The sequence below is a fragment of the Chromobacterium sp. IRSSSOUMB001 genome (genome assembly GCF_023507765.1).
In the GTDB taxonomy this organism is placed as follows: Bacteria; Pseudomonadota; Gammaproteobacteria; order Burkholderiales; family Chromobacteriaceae; genus Chromobacterium; species Chromobacterium haemolyticum.
This window is the reverse complement of the sequence record NZ_JALCYU010000009.1, coordinates 88914-107721: the sequence shown is the minus strand read 5'-3', so window position 1 is coordinate 107721 and position 18808 is coordinate 88914. Positions and strand designations below refer to the sequence as shown.

Genomic DNA, 18808 nt, shown 5'->3' with positions numbered 1-18808 from the left:
CGGTTTTCGCCTTGTCTCGCCTTAGCTCGCGAGATCGTCAACGCGTTCTAATCAGCGCGTCCCCCTACTCCGGCGGCGGTCCTCGCCGCCGACTCCATGCCGGCGCGCTAATCGTCGCCGACAGGCATCGAAATCGCTTCACAAGGCGCAGCCGGCGCGGAATAATGGCCTGCTGGCTGTCTTTAACAATCCGGGGAACGAGATCACGAATGCGCACGCTTTCGCCTCCGGCCCCGCCGCAGGCAACGCCGGCCGCGCCGCAGCGCCTGGCCCGTCCCGCCATTCCACTCTCCGTTCCCTCAACCGGCCAGACCGGCGGCGCAAGCGTTCCAAGCCGCCAAACCTTTGCGTAATGGCCTATACCAAGCCTGATGCCGGAGCGAAACCGGAGCCGCCGCCCGCGCAACAGAGTACACAGGTTCAGAGACATAACCATGGCGCAAGGCGCAACCGCGCCGCCATCTGTTGGGATACTCATATGCCTGATGCCAAATCATTGCGGAGCCAGCCGATACAGATCACCTTGCTGGATGATCACCTGATGGTGCTGAACAGCCTGGCCGGCCGCCTAGCCGATGAAACCGACCTGAACGTGGCTGGACAATTCACCAGCAGCGCGCCGCTGATCCAGCATCTGAAGCAGCATGACGGCGTCGACGTCGTGGTTACCGACTACGCGCTCAGCCCCGGCGACATCGACGGCTTCAGCCTGATCCGCGGCCTGCGCCGGCGCTTCGCCCGAGTGCGCATTCTGGTGATGTCGGCCTACTACACCCCGGCCACGGTGGCGCTGGCGCTGCGCTGCGGCGCGCACGGTTTCATCGGCAAGGAACAGAGCCTGGACGAGCTAGTGGCGGCCATTCGCCTGCTGGCCGACGGCCACGGCTATCTGAGCCCGGATATGAGCGCCGCGCTGGACGAGAGCTGCGCCAGCCTGCCGCCGCCGCAGAAAGCCATGCTGCGCAGCCTGCTGGATCACCCTGAGTTGTCCCCTCGCGAACGCGAGGTGCTGCGCTGCTGCCTGGACGGCATGACGGTCAGCGACATCGCCGTCAAGTTCTCCCGCAGCATCAAAACCATCAGCAACCAGAAGCAATCGGCGCTGAAAAAGCTGGGCCTGCGCAGCGACAACGAGCTGTTCAAACTGCAAAGCCGGCTGGCCAGCCACTAAAACCATGCATGCGCGCCTCTTGCTGTTCTCCTGTCTGCTGCTGGCGTTCTGCTTCCCGGCTGGCTTCTGCCGCGCCGGCCTCAATCCGACGGAACGCGCCTGGCTGGCCAAGCACCCGGTGGTGCGTTATGCGATAGACCCGCACGGCTGGCCTATCGAATACATGGAGGACGGCGAGCACCGCGGCCTGACCCAGGCGTATCTGAGCCGCATATCCGAGATCAGCGGCCTGCGCTTTGAGCTGGTGCCGGTGGCCAACCGCCAGCAAGCGGTGGACATGATGCTCAGCGGCCGCATCGATCTGCTCACCGCGCTGTCCTCCGGTTTGATCCCGCCGGAGGTGGGCCGGCGCATCCGCTTCAGCGACCCCTACTTTTCCGGCAGCACCGTGCTGGTCACCCAGCCGGACAAGCCCATCGTGTTCAGCACCTCCAAGCTGTCCGACAAGACCATCGCGGTGGAAAGCGGCGACCCTTACGAATACTTCCTGCGCGAGAATTTTCCCGCCGTGGACATCGTGGCCACGCCCACGCCGCTGGCGGCGCTGGACGCGGTGGCGGACGGCAAGGCCTACGCCGCGGTGGGGCTGGACGCGGTGATGCAGTCCGTGATCCGCCGCCGCTATTACGGCTCGCTGCGCATTGCCGGCAGCGTCAGCGAAATGCCCAGACTGGTGTCGATGGCGGTGAACAAGGAGCAGCCGCAACTGCTGTCCATCATCAATGATTCGCTGGCGCAGCTGACCGCGGACGATACCCAGCAAATGCTGGAAGACTGGCTGCAAACCACCGATTACGGCGCGCCCTCCTGGCGCTCCATCGCCCGCTACTACGCGCTGGAGCTGGCCGGCGTCAGCCTGGTATTGCTCTTGCTGCTGGCGTTCGCTCAGCGCGCCCACGCCGCGCGCCGCGCCGCCCAGCGCAGCGAGGCGGAGAAATCGACGTTTCTGGCGGTGATGAGCCATGAAATCCGCACGCCGATGAACGCGGTGCTGGCCTCGGTGGAACTGCTGCGCCAGGCCGAGCTGCCGCCGCGCGAACGCGAGCTGGCGGCGCTGGCCAACGCCTCTGCGGTGAATTTGCTGGAGCTATTGGACAATGTGCTGGACGTGTCCAAGCTCAACGCCCGGCGGCTGCGCCTGGAGCCGCTGGCCACCGACGCGGCGGCGCTGGCCAGCGGCGTGGCGGCGATCTATCGCGCCTGCGCGGAAAAGAAAGGGCTGGAACTACAGCAGGAAATGTTGGGTTTGTGCAGCCGCCTGCTAGTGGTGGACCCGGTGCGCCTGCGCCAGATTCTGAGCAATCTGCTCAGCAACGCGGTCAAGTTCACGCGTCAGGGCAAGGTGAGCCTGCGGCTGGAACTGCAGGAAATAGAAAAGGAACGGGCGCTGCTGTGCATCCAGGTCAGCGACACCGGCATCGGCATCGCGCCGGAACAGCAGGCCCGCTTGTTTCAAGAATACGCGCAGGCGGACAATACCCAGCAGCGCTACGGAGGCACCGGGCTGGGCTTGCTGATTTGCCGGCAACTGGTTGAGTTGATGTCCGGCCGCATCGCGTTGGACAGCCAGCCGGAGCGCGGCACCACGGTCACGCTGTGGCTGCCGGTGCGCCATGCGCCGGCCGAAGCCGCCGCGGAGGCAGAACCGGACGCCGTCAGCGCGCCGGCGGCGCTCAAGGAAGCCTGCGACCCCATCCTGGTGGTGGAGGACCAGCCGGCCAATCGCTTCATCATCGCCCAGCAGCTGCTGCAACTGGGCTACCGCGCGGTGACGGCGGACAACGGCGCCGCCGCGCTGGCCTTGCTGGATCAGGGACAGCGCTTTGCGATGGCGCTGCTGGACTGCAACCTGCCCGGCATCAGCGGCTATCAACTGGCGCTGCGGCTGCGCCGCCACCCGGCGCTGCAGTGGCAGCCCTATCTGCCCATCATCGCCATCTCGGCCACTACCGGCATAGAACACCAGCAGCGGTGCCTGGACAGCGGCATAGACAGCTGCCTGACCAAGCCGCTGCGGCTGGCCCAGCTGGAACAGATCATGACGCTGTGGCTGGATCACCGTCCCGGTCCGGCGCCCGCCGCGCCGGCCCCGCCCGACGGCGAGCTGACGCAGTTGCTAAGCCACAGCTGCGACGCCGACGCCGCCGCGCTGCGCCAAGCCTTGCAGGCGCGGGACTGGCCGCAAGCGGAACATTACGCGCACCGCTTGCACGGCGTGGCCCTCAGCGCCGGCCTGCCGCGCTTGCCCGCCCTAGCGGCGGAAATGCAAACCGCGCTGCGCCTGCCGCAGCCGGACTCCGCCCGGCTGCGGGATCTGCTTCAGGCGCTGGAGGCCGCGTTGCCGCAAGCAGAGCCTAGCGGCGACTGAGCGACGCGGCGCGCCAGCTGCCGCTCCACCACCTGGCAGACATGGGCCACGGTCTTGATGTCGACGATGTCGTCGACGCCGATCTCGATGCCGAACGCGTCGTTCAACAGCAACACCATGTCCAGCAGCTCCATCGAGTCCGCGTACAACTCGTCCACCAGCAAGGCCTGAGGCTGCAGCTTGGACTCCTCCACCGACAGGCAACAGGCCATTACCGCCACCACTTTGTCTTCAAGACTAACGGACACGGTTGCGCTCCCGGATGCGGCTGGGATCGAGATGCAGGCCATCGGTGGTCAGGGTGATCTCCGAGTCGGCGCTGCGTTGCGTTTTACGCTGTGCATTGCCGTCATCGCGGAGTTGCCGCTGAGTGGCGGCGTCAAGCCCCACTGCATCCAGCAAGCCCAGCACCAGCGGATTCTCTTTCTGGCCATTGGCCAGCAGATAGCCTTCCTTGATCAAATTGCCCGCAAAGCGGTTCAAGGCTTCGCGTCGTCCCGCCAGCCCCTGGTGCGTGGCCAGCACCTGCTGCAAGCGCTCCGCCGCCTTGGCCTGGGCATCCGTCTGCGTGCCATTGGCGAACGCGGACAACAAACCCGTTTGCCCGCTTCTGGCGTCCGGCAAGGCCTGCTTGCGCAAAGCATCGAATTCACGCTGCTGCGCGCTCGGGTTCCACTCCGGAGCCAGCACGCTGCGCGCCGCGCGCAATAACTCGACCTCGCCATTCAAGGCCATGCCTTGCTGGCGCAGGGAGCTCAAAGTCGGCAGGGTCGGCATATTGCCGAAGCGCAGCAGATTGAAACCGCCGGCAGGCCGGGTATCGGCCGGTGTCGCGGCTTGCGCTGTCGCGGCCGACTGAAGCGGCGGCGGCGTGCCGCTGGGAGACGATGCGGCAGGGTTCTCGAGCTCGCTCGGCTGGGCGTCGTTGCCGTTCAGCATCCCTTGCAGGAAGGCTTGCCGGCGCAGATCCATCGCCTTGGGCTCTGTGTGCGCCGCTTCCGCGCCGCCATCGGCCAGAACCGGCGGCGTATCCGTCCGCGTCGGCGTCGTCAACGGCTGGCTGCGTTGCGCCGTGGCCGCATGGGCTACCGGCTGGCTGGACAGATTCTGGACATTGAAGGGATCTCTCCGCAACACCCCTTCCACGCGCCGGCCGGCGCCAGTGGTCGCTTGACCGGCCGTCGGCGCCTGGACGGACGCCCAGTTCAGCAAGCGCCGGATCACGCAGTCCTTGTCGCCCTCGAACTTGCCGATGCTGGTCAAGCGCGCTGTTTTCAGGATCTGGCCGCGCAGCTGCGCCTGCTGCGGGTGCTGTTCCAGTCCCTGCCGCAAATGCTGCCACGCTGTTTCCGACATGGCCGCACCATAAAGTTTTTCGTCCTCGCTTGAGCCGGGCTTGGGTAAAAAAGCATCTCGCGCCTGTACCAGGGGGCCGCGGTCCAGTTCGCCGCGGCTGTCCAGCAGCATGGCGGTGCGAATGTCCTGCGCCAACGCGCCGGCCGCCTTGTTGGCATCGGACTGGTAAATGACGGACTTCAACACCACCTCGGGGAAACTGCTGCGCCAAAGCTTGAAAGACAGCGGGGAAGCTGCGGTGGTGTCGTCAGCCTGCGTGGACGCATCCGCGGGGATCACCACGCGCTCGGCATCCGTCGAGCTGACGGTGATGCGCGAGGTGTCCAGATCCGTCACCGGCGTTTGCACTTCGGTCGTACGCGACGTTCCATCGCGACCGCCGGTTGCCTCCGTTTGCGTCTCCATGGAGCGGAACGAACGCCCTGCGCCATCGCCAGAGGCGGCCGCGCGGCGGGTCTGCCCATCGCCGCTCTCCGACCCGCGCTGAGCGCCTTGCTGCTGATGCATCTTCAGATTCAAACGTTGCACCAGCCTGCTCGGATCTCGCCGTCCTCGGGCGGGCCGCTGGCTGCGGCTGCTGTTGCCACTATCGGAGGTATTGCCGCTATCCGTGATATTCACGCTGTTATCGATGGTGATGCCACCGACATTGATGGTGATATTGGGCCCGCCCGCCGGCGCGGCGGAAGGATCGGGTTTGGGAGCGTCCGGCCCCTTGGGCTCGTCGGGAAGATCCGGCTTCGCCTGCGGTGGCGCTTCCTGACCCAGTCCCGCCAGCACGCTGCGCAGCAATTGCGGCAGAATCGCCACGGTGTCGAGGTCTCGCGCCTGCCGGCCCAGGCTCGGGCCGCTCTGCCTCAGCATCTCGTCGCGGCTCTGACGCAGCGCGTCGAAGGCCTGCCGCGCCGCGCTATCCACCAGTTCCAACACTTGCTTGCCGGTGGCGACATCCAATGGTCGACCTAATTGGGTCTCGACATAGGACAGGATGAAGGTGCTGACCTCGCGCAGCATGAAGGCATTGCCCAGCTTCATGGTGTCGCCGCCGCAATGCTCATTGGCCAATACCGCCAGCTTGTGTTCCAGTTCGCTGCGCAGCTTGTATTGCTGCTTGCAGCTATCAAGCCATGGGCCGAAGGCGGATTCGACGCCCAGGCCGTCTTTCAGGATTCGGGCGGTGTATTGCCGCGCCAGATCGTCCAGGGACTTAGCGTCCTGCGGACTTAGGTCCGGCTGTTGCTTAAGCTTCGCGTAAACCTTGGCGAACTCCTCGATTTCCCCTTTGGCGTGGACATTGGGCGAAGCCCGATAGAGCTGGTACAGCGCCTTGGCTTGCGGCGATGCGGAGAACAAGGACGCCACGCTGTCTCGGGTGTGCTGGGCCTTGAAGCTGGCCGGATCGCTCACCGAGTGGCGGCGCGCCGGCGTGGCGGCGCTGCTGCGCCCGCCGCTGTAACTCTCCGAGAGCGGGGTGGCCGGCCGCCGCAACGCGTCCGCCGGCACGGACAGCGAGCGCGTCAGTCGAGGAGATGATGCTCCAGTAATGGTCATGGTGTGGTTCTCCTTAGCCTTATAGAGCGGCTAACAGAAGTCGGTTTTACGGCTGAGGCAAGGCGCGCCGACGGTAGCCGTCGTACGGCAAATCGGCGCGCGGCATCGCGGGAGTTTTGTCTGCCGCTCTTAGCCTTGCAAGAACGATTTGGCGGTTTCCGTGCAGCTGCTGATGGTGCTGCTGAGCACCTTAACCAGATTGTCGAACAGCGAGTTGGCGTTGCTGTATTTCTGGGTCAGCGTTTGCAAGGTATTCTTCAGGCTTTCCTCCTGCGCCTTGAAGCCGGACTGCCAGGCCTGGAATTTGGCGTTGTCCATTTCAACTTTAGTGTCAGGAAAGAGCTCAACTAACGGATTCAACCCTTTCAAAGCGTCCATCATTTTCTGCACCGGACCGGTGTCGATGACGACAACGTAGCCGTCGCCTTTTTTTTGCACACAGCTTTCCGGCAGACCCAGCTCCTTGGCCCATTTTTTCGCCTCGGCCTCGGTCGTGGTGCCGCTGGTGGGGAATAACACCGTGTTCTGGTATTTCTCCTTCAATGCCTTCAGCGCTGCATACAGCTTGCCCGCACTCAGGGTGACTTTGTCGCCCTTGTCGTTGGATGAGATCCAACCGGCCATCTGGGACAGGATGTCGCTGAACTCTTGGTAGAACTCGATGTATTTGCCCACCACGTTCTCATATACGCCCAAGTAGCCGTCCTTGATGTTGCCGATGGACTCGCTGATCATTTCCCACAGTTCGCGGTCGGAGATCATGTCCTTGGCCGCGCCCGGCGCCGGGGCCGACATCCGCGCGGCAAACTCCTGCGCCGCGGGCGGTGCGTCGGCGAACACGTCGGCGATATCCGCTTGCAGCTTCGACTTTTGCTCGATGGACATCACATAGCCGCTATCTCCCACGCTCTTCAGCGCGCCAACGAACTGTTGGGTTGCCAAGGTCTGCATGTCGCGGGCCTCGTCCAAGGCCCGCGTCAGCGCGCCGCGCTGGAATGCCACGCGCTCGGCCGGCGGCTGTTCGCCGCCGGCAATCGCCGCCTGCCAGCGCTGATCCGCCAGCTTGCTTTCATACGCGGTCTGCCCTTCGACGGTGCGGCGGGCAGCCTCATTCGCCTGGCGCAACGCGTCGGCCTTGTTCTGAGCGGTATTGAGCGCGGACAGCTCCGGTCCCTGCGATGCGGCGGCGCGGGTTTCGACGGCAACGCCGGCGACATCGGAGCGCGGCGCGGCGGCCGGGGTTTCAGCAAGCTGTGGCCGCGTCAGCGGCGTGGAAAGAGTGGTTTGAATGCCGTTCATGGGGGTTCCCCTGCATGGCCAGCGCCGAGGCAGGCGCCCAGGCGCTGGCGGGATGAATGGTATGGAAGGCCGGCCCGACCAGGATGGCCGGGCCGGCGGACGGAGCCTTAGATGGTCCCGTCCGGTTCCGGGCTAGCAAATCAGGCGCGAATGTTGCCGGCCACCGCCCCCATGGCCGCGTTCTTGGATTGGCTGATGCTGTCCAAGGTGCGCAGCAGCTCCTGGATGACGCTGTCGGATTTGCGGCTGCTCTCGCGGGTTTCCTCGGAGGCCGTATTGGCCACGCGGCTGGAAGCCTGGCTGATCTGCTGCTCGGACTGCTCCAGCGTGGCGGCGTAGCGGCCGGAACCGCCTGCGATATTGCTGACCGGGGACGAGAAGTCCATGATGGCCCGCCCGGTAGTCTGCTTGGCCGCGGCCTTGTTCTTGTTAACGTCCATGGCCAGTTGTTCCGCCTGGATCTTCCCTCTCAGCTTATCACCTGTGCTGGCCAGTTCCGCTTCATGCTCCTGGGACAAACGCTGGTTGCTGGGCTGCAAGCTGATCTTGTCGCCAGCCATGCCGTCCGCCACGCTGCCGGCGGCATTGGACTGCATGTTCAACTCGCCCGCGCCCGGCTTGGCCGCGCCCGGCTGCTGCGGTTTCAGGCCCACCTGCTTCAGGCTGTCGGCGTCGGTGCCCAGCTTGATAGTGTTTTGGCTGCGCAAGGTAGTATCGATCTTACGAGCCTCGTCGCTCAGCTTGGCCAGCTTGGGCGCGTTGTTCTTCAGCGCGCCGCGCTCAGTGTTCAAACCGCTCAGGCTCTTCTTGGCGCCCACGCCGGTAATGGCCATCTGGCCCACGCCCTGGACAACACTGCTGGACAGATTGGCCACGCCCTCGCGCACCATGGAGGCGGCAGTGGCCTTGGTGGCATCGAAACCCACCAGCGACAGCTTGCTGCTCAAGGTGTTGTCGGCGGTGCGCAGCGCCGACATCAGCACAATGGCGGCCACCATCAAGGCCGCGCCGTTGGGCGCCATGCCGCTGATGTCGAAGGGCTTGCCCTGTTCAGCCTGCTCCTTGACCTTGTCGTCCACCAGCTTGCTGACGCCGGACTCCACCTTCTGATACACCGCGCCCAGGTCCTGAACAAAAGCCGGGTCCTGGGCTTTTTCGCTCAAATAGCTCTTCAGCGCGTCGGTCACTTGCTTGCTCACCTCGGCGGACGGCGGGCGCAGTTGCGGGCCGCTCATCACTTCGGCCAGCGCCTTGCCGTCGCGGCCGGCGCTGTTCAGGATGGGCAGGATGTCCTTGATGTCCACCAAGGACTTGGCGACGGAGGATTTTTCAGCCGCGCCGGATTCAAGCGCCGCCGGAAACGGATTGTGGGTGGAAATACTGCCGATAATAGTTGCCATAATATTCTCTCCTAACTCAAGCGTGACTCTGACGCAGCACGAAACGGCCGGCTTCCGCGTTCTGCTGCAACGCGGAAGACATCATCGTGGTCAGGTCCTGGGTGACTTTCTGGGTGCTGGCGAAGACTTCCACCGCCTGCTTCAGCCATTGTTCGATCTGCTCCATCGCGGCGCGCGCCAGGGTGAAATCGGCCAACATGTCGCTGGCGTTCTTCATGAACACGCCCTGCGCCACGTTGCCGCCGGCCTGGGTGGCGGCTTGCGCCACTTCCCCGCCCACCACCACGCGGTTGAGGGTGTTGGCCATCAGTTGCTTGGCCGCGGCGTCCTTGGGCAGGCCCAGGCTGTTGGCCAGGCGCTGGAAGCCCTGGGTCAACACCTTGCTGCCGTTCTTGGCCATTTCCTTGAGCAGGGTGGGCACCATCTTTCGCATCGAATCGCCCATCATCTTGCTCAGAGCGCCGCCCAGCTTGCTAGCGACGCCCTTGCCCACCATGGAGATCGCCACCACCGCAAAGACCATGGCAACCGCGGCGTAAATCATGCCGGCGATGGAGCCGATGGTATCCGCAAGGCTTTTATCCACGCCGAATGCCTTTAGCGTTTCACTGACGATCTTGCCCACCAGGTCCATTAGCGGTTTCAACATCGCCATGACGGCGTCCATGATCGGCTTCATGGCCTTTTCCATGAAGGATTCGCCGGTAGTGGCCTTGACCACCTCGTCCGCCACCATCAGCGCGAGGCCCACCGCGGCCAGCGCCAGGCTGGCGCCGCCGGTAAATACTGCGGCCACGACGCTGACCACCGTCAGCACCGCGCCTAGAATCTTGCCAATGCACCCCATGGTGCGATTGAGTTCTTCCGCCTTGCGCACTTCTTCCTGGTACTCGGCGGATTTCTTGTCCATTTCCTTCTGGCGGCCTTCCTGCATGGCCTGGAACAATGCCAGATCGTTTTTCAGGCTTTCTTCGCTGTTCTTGCCCACCATCTCGACGAACATCGCCATCAGCATGGTCAGTTTGGCCACGCCGGTCAGGTGGTCTTCCGCGCCTTGCTGCACCGCGCCGCCCTTGGTATTGAGCCCCTGAGCCTGGGTCAACAGCGAGTCGGCCTTGGCGGTCTTGTCCTTGGCCAGATTGTGCGCGTCGGTAGCGGCCTGTTCCGCCTTGTCGGCCTTGAGCTTGGCGGCCTGCGCCTCGTTGGCGGCTTGATCACGCGCCGCCAGAGCCTGCTGATAGCCGGCGTCTTCCGGCGTCAAGCCATCCAGCTTGGCCTGGGCCTGGGCCAGTTTCTGCTTGGCCGCTTCCAACGTTTCTTTGGCCGTTTTCAAATCGCCCAGCGCCGTCTGGTAGGCTTCGGTGGCTTGTTCCGCCTCGCCTATCGCCTGCTGCAACTCATCCGACAGCTTCTGGCCCATCGCCGCTTGCGCGTCCATCATTGCGCGCCAGGTGGCGATACGGCTTTCCAGCTGCGATAGCGAAACGTTGCCCAGCAAGGACATCAACTGTCCCAGCAGCAGCGTCAGCTTGCCCGCGCCGTCCAGCTCTTCCTTGGCCTTGGCCGTGGGCTGGGTCAGCGGCGGCGTGTTCAAGTCGCTGCGCGGCTTGGCGGCGCCTGCGTCGTCGCTGACGCGCATCGTGAACAGCGCTTGCGCAGACTTCTGCGCGGCGTCGACGAATTTCTCGCTCGCCTGGGTGTTGCCCGAAAGCGCTTTCGCCAGCTCGGCACTGCCAAGATTGAAGCTTTGACCGATAGTGTTACCGCTCATGCTTGCTCCTTTTCCTGCTGACGGGATTGCTCGGCCTCCGTCTCCTGCAAACTGTCCAGATACACTTGGGCCTTGGCGCGCAGCGACTCGTCGTCGCTCTGCTCGCACACCAGCTCGAAACACTGCCTGGCCTTGGCCGCCTTGCGCATGAACAACTGGCACTGTCCGGTGAAGAACACCGGCCGGTAGTCGTTCTTGCTCAGGGCGAAAGCCACCGCGTACAGATCGGCGGCCTTCTGGAACTGTTTCTTGAGCTGGCACACTGCGGCCAGCCCCATAATGTAGTCGGGGTTGTAGAAGTCGTAGATGCATAGGAAGCGGAAGAAGGTTTCCGCTTCGTCGAGCCTTCCCTTGTTGTAAAAATCGTAAGCGTGGGCGTACAGACCTTCCATCATGTCCGGCGGAATGCCGTGCACGTCTTTCAGGGTGGCGCCTGCGCTTACCGCTTCCCAGACCATCTCTGCCAGGCGGTCGTCGCTGACACTGTCTTCAGGGTTCATCAAACATCTCCTAGTCGCTGTCACCAACCCGGCAGAGCTGGCTAGAGACGACGGTTGTCTTGGGTGTGAAATGACCGTCGTCGCTGTCATTTAACAGCGACCGACGGGGGGAAACATTCAGGAATCGCTCATGACGGGGGCGCATCGGATATCCGGGCTTGTTCAATACGGTCCTGCCGGCTTTGGGACCGCAGCGGCCAGGGAAGAGGCTGGCTTAGCCAGGCGAGGGCCTGCTCACGGTCCCGCGTGTTTTGAGGACGTGAATGCGCTCAGCCCTCCTGACCATCCCGCTTATCCACAGAAGCGGGCGTGCCGGCGGATTTATCCACAACAGAGCCGGCGGCGCTCGCGCCCTTCCCCTGCTCCGCCTGCGGCGGCGGCTCCGGTGCTGGCTCAGACGCCTCCGCTCCGGCGTTTTCCACCTGCTCCAGCCACATCAGCAAGCGCAGCACTTCCTCCACCTCGTCCAGGCTGACCAGGGAATAGCGGCGATGGCTGGCGAAAATGCGCCGCGCCAGCGGAATGTCGCGCACCACCGGCACGCCCACCTTCTCCGCGTAGGCCCGCACCGCCAGCGCGCGCTGATTGGTCTCCATCACCGAGATGAAGGGAATGGGCAGCAGCTCCGGCTTGAAATAGATGCCGACGGCGATATGGGTGGGGTTGGCCACGATCAAGCGCGAGTTTTCGATGTCGGACTTCACCTGCTCGGACAGGATTTCCATATGCGCCTCGCGGCGGCGAGACTTGATCTCCGGATTGCCCTCCTGCTCCTTCATCTCGCGCTTGACCTCCTGCTTGTCCATCTTCATGTCTTTCATGAACAGGAAGTACTCGGCGATCGCATCCAGCACCAGCACCGCGACGATGCAGCCCAGGCAGGTCAGCACCAGCGCCAGCAGCAGTTCGCGCCAGATCGCCGCCATGCCCATCGGGTCGCCGTTGAGCTGGGCGAACAGCAGCGCCTTGTGCTTGTGCCACAGCACCAGCACCGCCACCACGAAACTGGTCAAGTACAGCAGCGCCTTCACCGCCTCCTTCACCGTGCGCAGGCTGAACAGCTTCTTGAAGCCGTTGACCGGATTCAAGGCTTCCAGATTGAGCTTCAAGGCCTCGCTGGCCAGCACGAAGCCGCTTTGCAGCAGGGACGGCAAGGCGGAGGCGACGATGCACAGCAGGAAGATGGGCAGCAGCAGCTTGATGCCCAGCCAGACCACCGCCTGGGCGTAGCCCTGCATATCCTGCTGGAAGCCGCCGGCGATCACCTGGCGGAAAGCGCCCATCAATTCCACCAGCGAGCCGAAGGACACCAGATAGGCGACGCCGCACAGGGTCAGGCAGGCCACCACCAGGTCGCGGCTCTTGAAGGACTGGCCTTTCTTGGCCGCGTCCTGCAGGCGTTTGCGCGTCGGTTGTTCAGTCTTGTTCGACATCTCAAGGCACCGGCGCGCTCAACCAGCCGGGCAATGCCTGCGGCGGGAAGGCCAGCCGCATCACCGTGTCGGGCAATACCGGGCCGAAATACATCAACATGATCAGCAGCGCCGCCGCGCTCTTCACCGTCAGCGACACCGCGAAGGCGTTCATCTGCGGCGCGAAGCGCGACAGCAGGCCCAGCACCACCTCGGACAGCAGCAAGGCCGCCACCACCGGGCTGGCCAGCACCACCGCCTTGCTGATCACCTGATTGAGCAGGCTCAGCGTCGGCTGCAGCGCCGGCGTGCAAACGCCAAGCGGGTCGCACAGCTGATAGCTCTGACGGAACAAGTCCAGCATCAGGCTCATGCCGCCGCCTTGCAGATAAACCGCGGCGGCGAACAGATTGAACATATTGGCCAATTCCGAAGTGTCCACCCCGTTGGCCGGGTCTATGCTGCTGCTCAAGGTGGCGCCGCGCTGGTTGTCTATGATGCTGCCCAGTGCGTGGAACACCCAGAACGGCCAGGCCAGCAGGCAGCCCAGCAGCAGGCCCACCGCGGCCTCGCGCGCGATCATCGCGAGGAAGGGCAGCGCCTGAAAGGCCGGCAGCGCCTCCACCGGATGCGGCCACAGCCCCAGCGCCACCAGCATGGTGGCCGAGGTGCGCACCACGCCGCTGAGCACATTGCTGTTCAGGAAAGGCAGGATGAAAAACACCGGCGCCACGCGGGCGAAACCGAGCGCGGCCGAGGCCACCCAGCCGTGGATTTCGAAGAACAGGCCAAACTGCATCCGCCTCAGCCCCTGGCCAGCGCCATGCGCATCACCTCCCGGCCAAAGCCGAGCAGGGTTTCGCCGTACCAGCCGGACAGCAGGAACAGACACAGGCTGACGCCGAACAACTTGATGCCGAAGGGCAGCGTCTGTTCCTGCAACTGGGTCACGGTCTGGAACAGGCCCACCAGCAGGCCGATGGCGGTGGCGACGATGATGGGCCAGGCCGACATCAGCAGCACCAGGTACAGCGCCTTGTTGCCGGCGAACACCAGATCATTCATAGCAAAACTCCAAAATTGAGGCGGGCGGCATGGACAGCGCGGCACTCCGCCCGCGCCATTAAAGCCATTCAGCTCTCCAAGACTCGGGAAGCAAAACCGAGCGCAGCGGCCAAGGCAAGGCGCGCCGACGCAGACAGTGCATCTAGCACGGCAAGGAGGCGCAACGCAGCATTGGCGGTTTTGCCGCCCATTACGTCGCCAGGTCCAGGTACTGCAACACCAAGCCCTTCGACAACAAAGTCCAGCCATCCAGCGCCACGAACAGCACCAACTTGATCGGCACCGAAATCGTCACCGGGCTCATCATCATCATCCCCAGCGCCAGCAAGATGCTGGAGATCACCAAATCCACCACCACGAAGGGCAGGTAGAGATAAAAGCCGATCTTGAACGCGCTCTTGATCTCGCTGAGCGCGTAGGCCGGCAGCAAGGCGAAAATGGACGGCTGTTCGTCCTCGGCCGCATTGCCGGTTTCGCGTTCGGTGCGCTGTGCCTGGGCTTTTTCAAAGAAGCTCACCAGTTCCGGATCGGAATACTTCTGCAAATAGCCGCGATAGCCGTCCAGGCCGTTCTCGACGAAGTTGCTCACCGACTCCACGCTGTTGAAGCTGACCTGCTCTTCCTGGTAATGGCTGTAGGCCTGCTGCGCGATCGGCAGCATCACGAACATCGACAGCATCAGCGCGATGCCGTTGAGCGTCATATTGGACGGCACCTGCTGCAAACCCAATGCGTTGCGCACCATCACAAACACGATGGAGAACTTGATGAAGCAAGTGCCGGAAGCGATCAGAAAAGGCAGCAGCGTGGCGAAAGCCAGCAGCGCGATCAGCGAAATATCATTCGACATCGGCGGCTCCGCCCAGCCACTCCGTCACTTCCACCCCCAGATGACCGGCCAGCTGCACCAGCTCCCCGCGTCCCAGCAGCGCGCCGTTGGCGCGCACTTCCACCCGCCGCTCAACATCGGCCGGCAGGTTCAACAGCCGGCCACGACACAAGTCCTGCAACTCCGTCAGCGTCACCCGTCCGCGATGCAGCACGAACTCCAGTTCCACCGGCAGCTGCCCCATGTCTTGCGCCGGCGCTTCCTGCTCCGTCGCCTGTTGCGATTCATCCCACTCCATGACGATTCCTTCCTCGTACGATTGATAAGTGCCCAGCGCGCGGTCGTGGCAGCGCACCGCCGCCGTCGGCTCGCGGATCAGCAGCACGTCTCCGCGCGCCACTCCTCGCAGCAGACCCAGGCTGAGGCGGCTGTCGCCGATGACGAAGCGCAGCGGCCAACTCAGCAACGGCGCCGGGTCCAGCGCGTCTCCCGCCTCGAATTCCGGCGCGCGCTCCAGCCACAGCGGCCCCTCCGTGCACATCACCCGCAGCAGCGCTTGACGCGGCAAAGCGTCGCCCGGCCCCGCTTCGCCCAGGCTCAAGCGCTGATAGGCCAGCTCCGGCATCGGCGGCGTCAACGGCCGTTCCGCCGCCGCCAGCCATTGCGCCGCCTGCGCCTCCACGCCGGCGGACAGCGCCAACCGCGCCAGTTCCGGCGCGGCGCTCTCCAACCAGGCGCGCGGTTGCAGCCAGCCCCGCCAGCGCTGTTCCGCGTCGGCCACCGACAACCACAGGCCGTCGCGCGGCGGCGTTTCCAGCGTCGCGTCCCAACCCTGGCGCCGCCAAGCCGCGGCGGCGCGCTGCAAAGCGCGCTCTCGCGCGTCGATTTGTCTGAGCGCCAGCATCAGGCGTCCTCCTCCTCATCCCGCTGCGGCTGCTGCCGGCCCTGCTCGCGGCCGTCGTCGCGGGCCATCTGCCATTGCTGCGGGTTGCCGGACTGCCATTGCTCGCCCAAACGCTGTTGCACCAGGCTGTCCGACGGCTGCAGGCTGAGCACGCCGCCGGGCTGGCTTTGCACGTTCACCGTGTGCTCGCCGCCCCAGCGCTGGAAGCGGTAGGTCAGGCCCGGCTGGGCCGGTTCCGGCGCGCTGGTCGCGGACAAAGTCGTTTGGGCCTGAGCCTGGGCCGGGTCCTGGCGCGGCCGCGCCGGCGGCGCGGTGTCGCGCGGCGGCGTCGCCGGCGCGGACGCTTGGGCCTGCTGCGGCGCAACCGCCGCTGCGGCGGCCGGCGCGGTCTCGTTCTTGCGCGCCTCGCCGCCTTCGCGCGCGACGGCCGGCGTCGACGCGGAAGCCGGCGCGGCGGTGTCCACTTTCGCCCTTCCATGCGGTGTCGATGTGGCAAGCGGCATCGCGATAGACGCTTCGGCGCTCGCGGCGGCCCCTGGAAGCGCAGTCTCGCCCTTGCCCGGCGTGTGCTCGGCTTTGTGCTGCGCGGCAGACATCGACGATACCGGCTTGAGCCTGGCCTCGGCCGCCGGCGCCAGGCTGGCCGCGTGCTTAGCCGCCAGCGCGGCTGCGGCGGCATGCAGACCCTGCGGTCCGACGACGGTCTTGCCGCGTGCGGCGGCTGCCGAACGTTCTCCGTCGCCCAAAGGCGTCTGCCCCCGCTTGCCCGGCGCCGACAAAGCGGCTTCCGCCGCATGGCGGCCGCCGGCGTTCAACCGCGCCGCGTTCCAGTGCGGCGGCAGCGGCGGCTGCCACAGCGCTCCTGCCGGCAGACGGAAGCGGTCTTGCTCGCGTTCGCCGGCCACGTCCTCGCCGTCGCGGTCCGGATCGGCGGCGTCTCTCCGCTGTCTTTGGGCTTCGCGGGCAAAGGCCTCGGCGGCGCCGTCCGCGTCGGCCGCGGTTGCCGGCCGGGTATCCGCGCTCGGCGCGGGAATGGGCGTCATCGCTTCCATATCGTCCTCTCTTCCTGCTCGGCCTCGTCCAGCCGCAAACGCCGCATGCGTTCCTGACGGCGCTGCAACTTGGCCCAGCGTTGATACTTGTCTTCCTTGCGCAGCCATTGCCGGCGCAAGACCTGTTGTTCCTCGCGCCGGCCGGCCAGGCCTTGGCGCTGTTCTTCCAGCTGTCCGCTTTGCAGGTCCAGGTTTTGCAACTGGCGTCGCAGCACCGCCTGCTTGCGCTGCAGCGCGAACAGCTGGCCGCGGCTCATCGCCCCGGCCGGCCGTTGCGCCAGCAGCAATTGGCGCAGGCCCTGGCCCTGCGAGGCCAAGGCCTCTTGCTCCGCCGCCAGCGCGCCGTCCTGGCGCGCCAACTGAGCCAGCTCGGCCTCGCAACGCGATTGCGCCGCCTGACAACGGCGCAGCAGCGCGCCCAGCTTAGGCAACAAGCTCATGCAAGCTGCGCAGGGTGTCGGCGAACCCCGCGCCCTCGTCCACCGGCTGGCGCAGCCAGCGGCGCAGCGCGTCGCGCGCGTTCATCGCGCGGTCGTTGTCCGCGTTCTCGCCCGGGCGGTATTCGCCCAGGTCGATAAAGACTTGCAGCTCCTCCAGCCGCGCCATCAAGGCGCGCAGCGCCGAGGCCGCCTGTAGATGGCCGCCGTCGCACACCTGGCCGGCCACGCGGCTGGCGCTCTTGAGCACATCGATGGCCGGGTAATGGCCCTGGCCGGCCAGCTTGCGGCTCAAATAGATGTGGCCGTCCAGAATGGAGCGGATCTCGTCCGCCATCGGGTCCGGCTCGTCGTCGCTTTCCAGCAGCACGGTGTAGAAGGCGGTAATGCTGCCGCCGCGGGTGGCGCCGGGGCGCTCCAGCAGCCGCGGCAGGCTGTCGAACACCGAGGCAGGGTAGCCGCGACGCGCCGGCGGTTCTCCGGCGGCCAGCGCCACGTCGCGCAGCGCGCGGGCGTAGCGGGTCATGGAGTCGACGAAGAGCACCACTTTCTTGCCCTGATCGCGGAAGTATTCGGCCACCGTGGTGGCCAGCAGCGCCGCGTTGCAGCGGTCCACCGAGGAGAAGTCCGAGGTGGCGAACACCAGCGCGCAGCGCTCGCGCTTAGGCGAGGCGCGCAGCGATTCGGCGAACTCGGTCACTTCGCGGCCGCGCTCGCCGATCAGGCCGATGACGAAGACGTCGGCGTCGCTCTGCTCGATCAGCATGTGCATCAACATGGTCTTGCCGCAGCCGGCGGAGGCGAAGATGCCGACGCGCTGACCCACGCCGCAGGTCAGCAGGCCGTCGATGGCGCGCACCCCGGTAGCCAGCGGCTCGCGTATGCCCACGCGCCGAGAGTACGGCGGCGGGTCGGCATCGATGCCGCGCTCCTCGCCGCCCACGCCGGCCTCGGGCGCGAAGCGCTCGACGATGCGGCCGGTGGGGTCCAGCACCGCGCCCAGCGCCGACTCGCCGATCCAGGCGGCCAAGGCGCGGCCGGTGGGCTGCAACACTGCCTCGCGCGACAGGCCGCGCGCGTTGCCGATCAGGCTGAGCACCGCGCGCGGGCCTTGAAAGCCCACCACCTGGGCGCGGGCCACCACGTCGCGGTCTTGCCAGCTGCGGCGGATGTCGCACAGCTCGCCTATCGCCACCTCGGGCAGCGCGGCTTCCAGAATGGGGCCGGACAGGCGTTGCGGATACGCCAGCCGGCGCAGCAGGCGCGGCGCTTTCATCGCAGCAGCGACTCGCTGAAGCGCTCCAGCGCGTCGAAGAAGCCGTTCAGCGCCTCGGAGAAGCGCTTGCCGTCGGCCAGATAATCCGGGTGCGCCATCGCCTTCAGTTCCAGATAGCCCTCATTGGCGGCCAGTTGCAGTTGGCCGCCGCGGGCGAAATGGCAGCCCTGCATCAGGTCCTGCAAGAGCTGGGCGGCGCGCTGGGCCAGCACCGCCTCGTTGTGCTCGCCCAACCGCGACCACAACCACACCTCGCCATCCTGAGCGCTGACGTGAATGCTGGGCAGATCGTGCAAGTCCAGCGCGATGGTGGAATGGCTGTCCAGTTCGCCCAGCAGGGCGGGATCGCAGCCGCTTTCTTCCAAGGCGGAGCGGACCAATTGGGCGATATCCATGGCGAACATAGGCGGAATCCTT

17 protein-coding genes are annotated in these 18808 nt (G+C 65.4%); 2 read left to right on the top strand and 15 right to left on the bottom strand.

The genetic code is table 11. The features are described from left to right. Positions 1-478: 478 nt before the first annotated feature. Together MOV80_RS13655 and MOV80_RS13650 are read left to right on the top strand one after the other, a co-directional pair. Positions 479-1171 (top strand): response regulator transcription factor, encoded by a 693-nt coding sequence (locus MOV80_RS13655; RefSeq protein WP_019102518.1) that lies wholly within the window; start codon positions 479-481, stop codon positions 1169-1171. A 4-nt stretch (positions 1172-1175) separates the two neighbouring features. Continuing rightward, positions 1176-3539, top strand: a complete 2364-nt coding sequence (locus tag MOV80_RS13650; RefSeq protein WP_249605219.1) for an ATP-binding protein — start codon at positions 1176-1178, stop codon at positions 3537-3539. Here the strand turns inward: MOV80_RS13650 and MOV80_RS13645 are convergent. The 15 genes from MOV80_RS13645 to spaK all read right to left on the bottom strand — a co-directional run bounded on the left by MOV80_RS13645 (position 3491) and on the right by spaK (position 18795). Next, positions 3491-3787 carry an acyl carrier protein gene (locus MOV80_RS13645; RefSeq protein WP_162897139.1) on the bottom strand — a complete coding sequence of 99 codons (297 nt, stop codon included), beginning with the start codon at positions 3785-3787 and terminating at the stop codon, positions 3491-3493. The genes MOV80_RS13650 and MOV80_RS13645 overlap by 49 nt on opposite strands. Next, a complete protein-coding gene (locus tag MOV80_RS13640; protein ID WP_118268390.1) occupies positions 3777-6446 on the bottom strand; it encodes a hypothetical protein in 2670 nt (889 codons plus the stop codon). Before MOV80_RS13640 ends, MOV80_RS13645 begins: the two co-directional genes overlap by 11 nt. 129 nt (positions 6447-6575) lie before the next feature. Next, on the bottom strand, positions 6576-7745 hold the full coding sequence (gene sctA / locus MOV80_RS13635; RefSeq protein WP_118268391.1) for a type III secretion system needle tip protein SctA: 1170 nt from the start codon (positions 7743-7745) through the stop codon (positions 6576-6578). Between the two features lie 140 nt (positions 7746-7885). Beyond that, entirely contained in the window at positions 7886-9145 is a 1260-nt protein-coding gene (locus MOV80_RS13630) for an IpaC/SipC family type III secretion system effector (protein ID WP_118268392.1), read from the bottom strand. Positions 9146-9161: 16 nt separating this feature from the next. Next, a complete protein-coding gene (gene sctE / locus MOV80_RS13625) occupies positions 9162-10916 on the bottom strand; it encodes a type III secretion system translocon subunit SctE (protein ID WP_019103388.1) in 1755 nt (584 codons plus the stop codon). Then, on the bottom strand, positions 10913-11416 hold the full coding sequence (gene sicA, locus MOV80_RS13620) for a type III secretion system translocator chaperone SicA (RefSeq protein ID WP_019103389.1): 504 nt from the start codon (positions 11414-11416) through the stop codon (positions 10913-10915). Before sicA ends, sctE begins: the two co-directional genes overlap by 4 nt. A gap of 269 nt (positions 11417-11685) precedes the next feature. After that, positions 11686-12849 (bottom strand): EscU/YscU/HrcU family type III secretion system export apparatus switch protein, encoded by a 1164-nt coding sequence (locus MOV80_RS13615; protein ID WP_081548837.1) that lies wholly within the window; start codon positions 12847-12849, stop codon positions 11686-11688. Between the two features lies 1 nt (position 12850). Then, positions 12851-13627 (bottom strand): type III secretion system export apparatus subunit SctT, encoded by a 777-nt coding sequence (gene sctT / locus MOV80_RS13610; protein ID WP_107731454.1) that lies wholly within the window; start codon positions 13625-13627, stop codon positions 12851-12853. 5 nt (positions 13628-13632) lie between these two features. Further along, positions 13633-13893, bottom strand: coding sequence for an EscS/YscS/HrcS family type III secretion system export apparatus protein (locus MOV80_RS13605; protein WP_019104573.1), 261 nt, complete (start codon positions 13891-13893; stop codon positions 13633-13635). Between the two features lie 190 nt (positions 13894-14083). Then, complete coding sequence (locus tag MOV80_RS13600) at positions 14084-14743, bottom strand: EscR/YscR/HrcR family type III secretion system export apparatus protein (protein WP_043589695.1); 660 nt, start codon at positions 14741-14743, stop codon at positions 14084-14086. Beyond that, complete coding sequence (locus tag MOV80_RS13595; protein ID WP_249605218.1) at positions 14733-15626, bottom strand: YscQ/HrcQ family type III secretion apparatus protein; 894 nt, start codon at positions 15624-15626, stop codon at positions 14733-14735. Before MOV80_RS13595 ends, MOV80_RS13600 begins: the two co-directional genes overlap by 11 nt. Next, a complete protein-coding gene (locus tag MOV80_RS13590) occupies positions 15626-16678 on the bottom strand; it encodes a type III secretion system needle length determinant, SpaN/EivJ family (RefSeq protein WP_161524362.1) in 1053 nt (350 codons plus the stop codon). Before MOV80_RS13590 ends, MOV80_RS13595 begins: the two co-directional genes overlap by 1 nt. Continuing rightward, positions 16666-17118, bottom strand: a complete 453-nt coding sequence (locus MOV80_RS13585; protein WP_019103510.1) for a hypothetical protein — start codon at positions 17116-17118, stop codon at positions 16666-16668. Before MOV80_RS13585 ends, MOV80_RS13590 begins: the two co-directional genes overlap by 13 nt. Continuing rightward, complete coding sequence (gene sctN / locus MOV80_RS13580) at positions 17102-18391, bottom strand: type III secretion system ATPase SctN (protein ID WP_043589687.1); 1290 nt, start codon at positions 18389-18391, stop codon at positions 17102-17104. Before sctN ends, MOV80_RS13585 begins: the two co-directional genes overlap by 17 nt. Continuing rightward, a complete protein-coding gene (spaK, locus tag MOV80_RS13575; RefSeq protein ID WP_043589685.1) occupies positions 18388-18795 on the bottom strand; it encodes an SPI-1 type III secretion system chaperone SpaK in 408 nt (135 codons plus the stop codon). The genes sctN and spaK overlap by 4 nt, the downstream gene beginning before the upstream one ends. Positions 18796-18808 lie beyond the last annotated feature (13 nt).

What these genes read in the sequence shown, in the direction of transcription:
- MOV80_RS13640 (WP_118268390.1), bottom strand. Translation starts at nt 6,446, where the DNA reads ATGACCATTACTGGAGCATCATCTCCTCGACTGACGCGCTCGCTGTCC.
- sctN (WP_043589687.1), bottom strand. Translation starts at nt 18,391, where the DNA reads ATGAAAGCGCCGCGCCTGCTGCGCCGGCTGGCGTATCCGCAACGCCTG.
- MOV80_RS13615 (WP_081548837.1), bottom strand. Translation starts at nt 12,849, where the DNA reads ATGTCGAACAAGACTGAACAACCGACGCGCAAACGCCTGCAGGACGCG.
- sctE (WP_019103388.1), bottom strand. Translation starts at nt 10,916, where the DNA reads ATGAGCGGTAACACTATCGGTCAAAGCTTCAATCTTGGCAGTGCCGAG.
- MOV80_RS13590 (WP_161524362.1), bottom strand. Translation starts at nt 16,678, where the DNA reads ATGGAAGCGATGACGCCCATTCCCGCGCCGAGCGCGGATACCCGGCCG.
- MOV80_RS13595 (WP_249605218.1), bottom strand. Translation starts at nt 15,626, where the DNA reads ATGCTGGCGCTCAGACAAATCGACGCGCGAGAGCGCGCTTTGCAGCGC.
- MOV80_RS13600 (WP_043589695.1), bottom strand. Translation starts at nt 14,743, where the DNA reads ATGTCGAATGATATTTCGCTGATCGCGCTGCTGGCTTTCGCCACGCTG.
- spaK (WP_043589685.1), bottom strand. Translation starts at nt 18,795, where the DNA reads ATGTTCGCCATGGATATCGCCCAATTGGTCCGCTCCGCCTTGGAAGAA.
- MOV80_RS13585 (WP_019103510.1), bottom strand. Translation starts at nt 17,118, where the DNA reads ATGAGCTTGTTGCCTAAGCTGGGCGCGCTGCTGCGCCGTTGTCAGGCG.
- sctA (WP_118268391.1), bottom strand. Translation starts at nt 7,745, where the DNA reads ATGAACGGCATTCAAACCACTCTTTCCACGCCGCTGACGCGGCCACAG.
- MOV80_RS13605 (WP_019104573.1), bottom strand. Translation starts at nt 13,893, where the DNA reads ATGAATGATCTGGTGTTCGCCGGCAACAAGGCGCTGTACCTGGTGCTG.
- MOV80_RS13655 (WP_019102518.1), top strand. Translation starts at nt 479, where the DNA reads ATGCCTGATGCCAAATCATTGCGGAGCCAGCCGATACAGATCACCTTG.
- sctT (WP_107731454.1), bottom strand. Translation starts at nt 13,627, where the DNA reads ATGCAGTTTGGCCTGTTCTTCGAAATCCACGGCTGGGTGGCCTCGGCC.
- MOV80_RS13630 (WP_118268392.1), bottom strand. Translation starts at nt 9,145, where the DNA reads ATGGCAACTATTATCGGCAGTATTTCCACCCACAATCCGTTTCCGGCG.
- MOV80_RS13650 (WP_249605219.1), top strand. Translation starts at nt 1,176, where the DNA reads ATGCATGCGCGCCTCTTGCTGTTCTCCTGTCTGCTGCTGGCGTTCTGC.
- sicA (WP_019103389.1), bottom strand. Translation starts at nt 11,416, where the DNA reads ATGAACCCTGAAGACAGTGTCAGCGACGACCGCCTGGCAGAGATGGTC.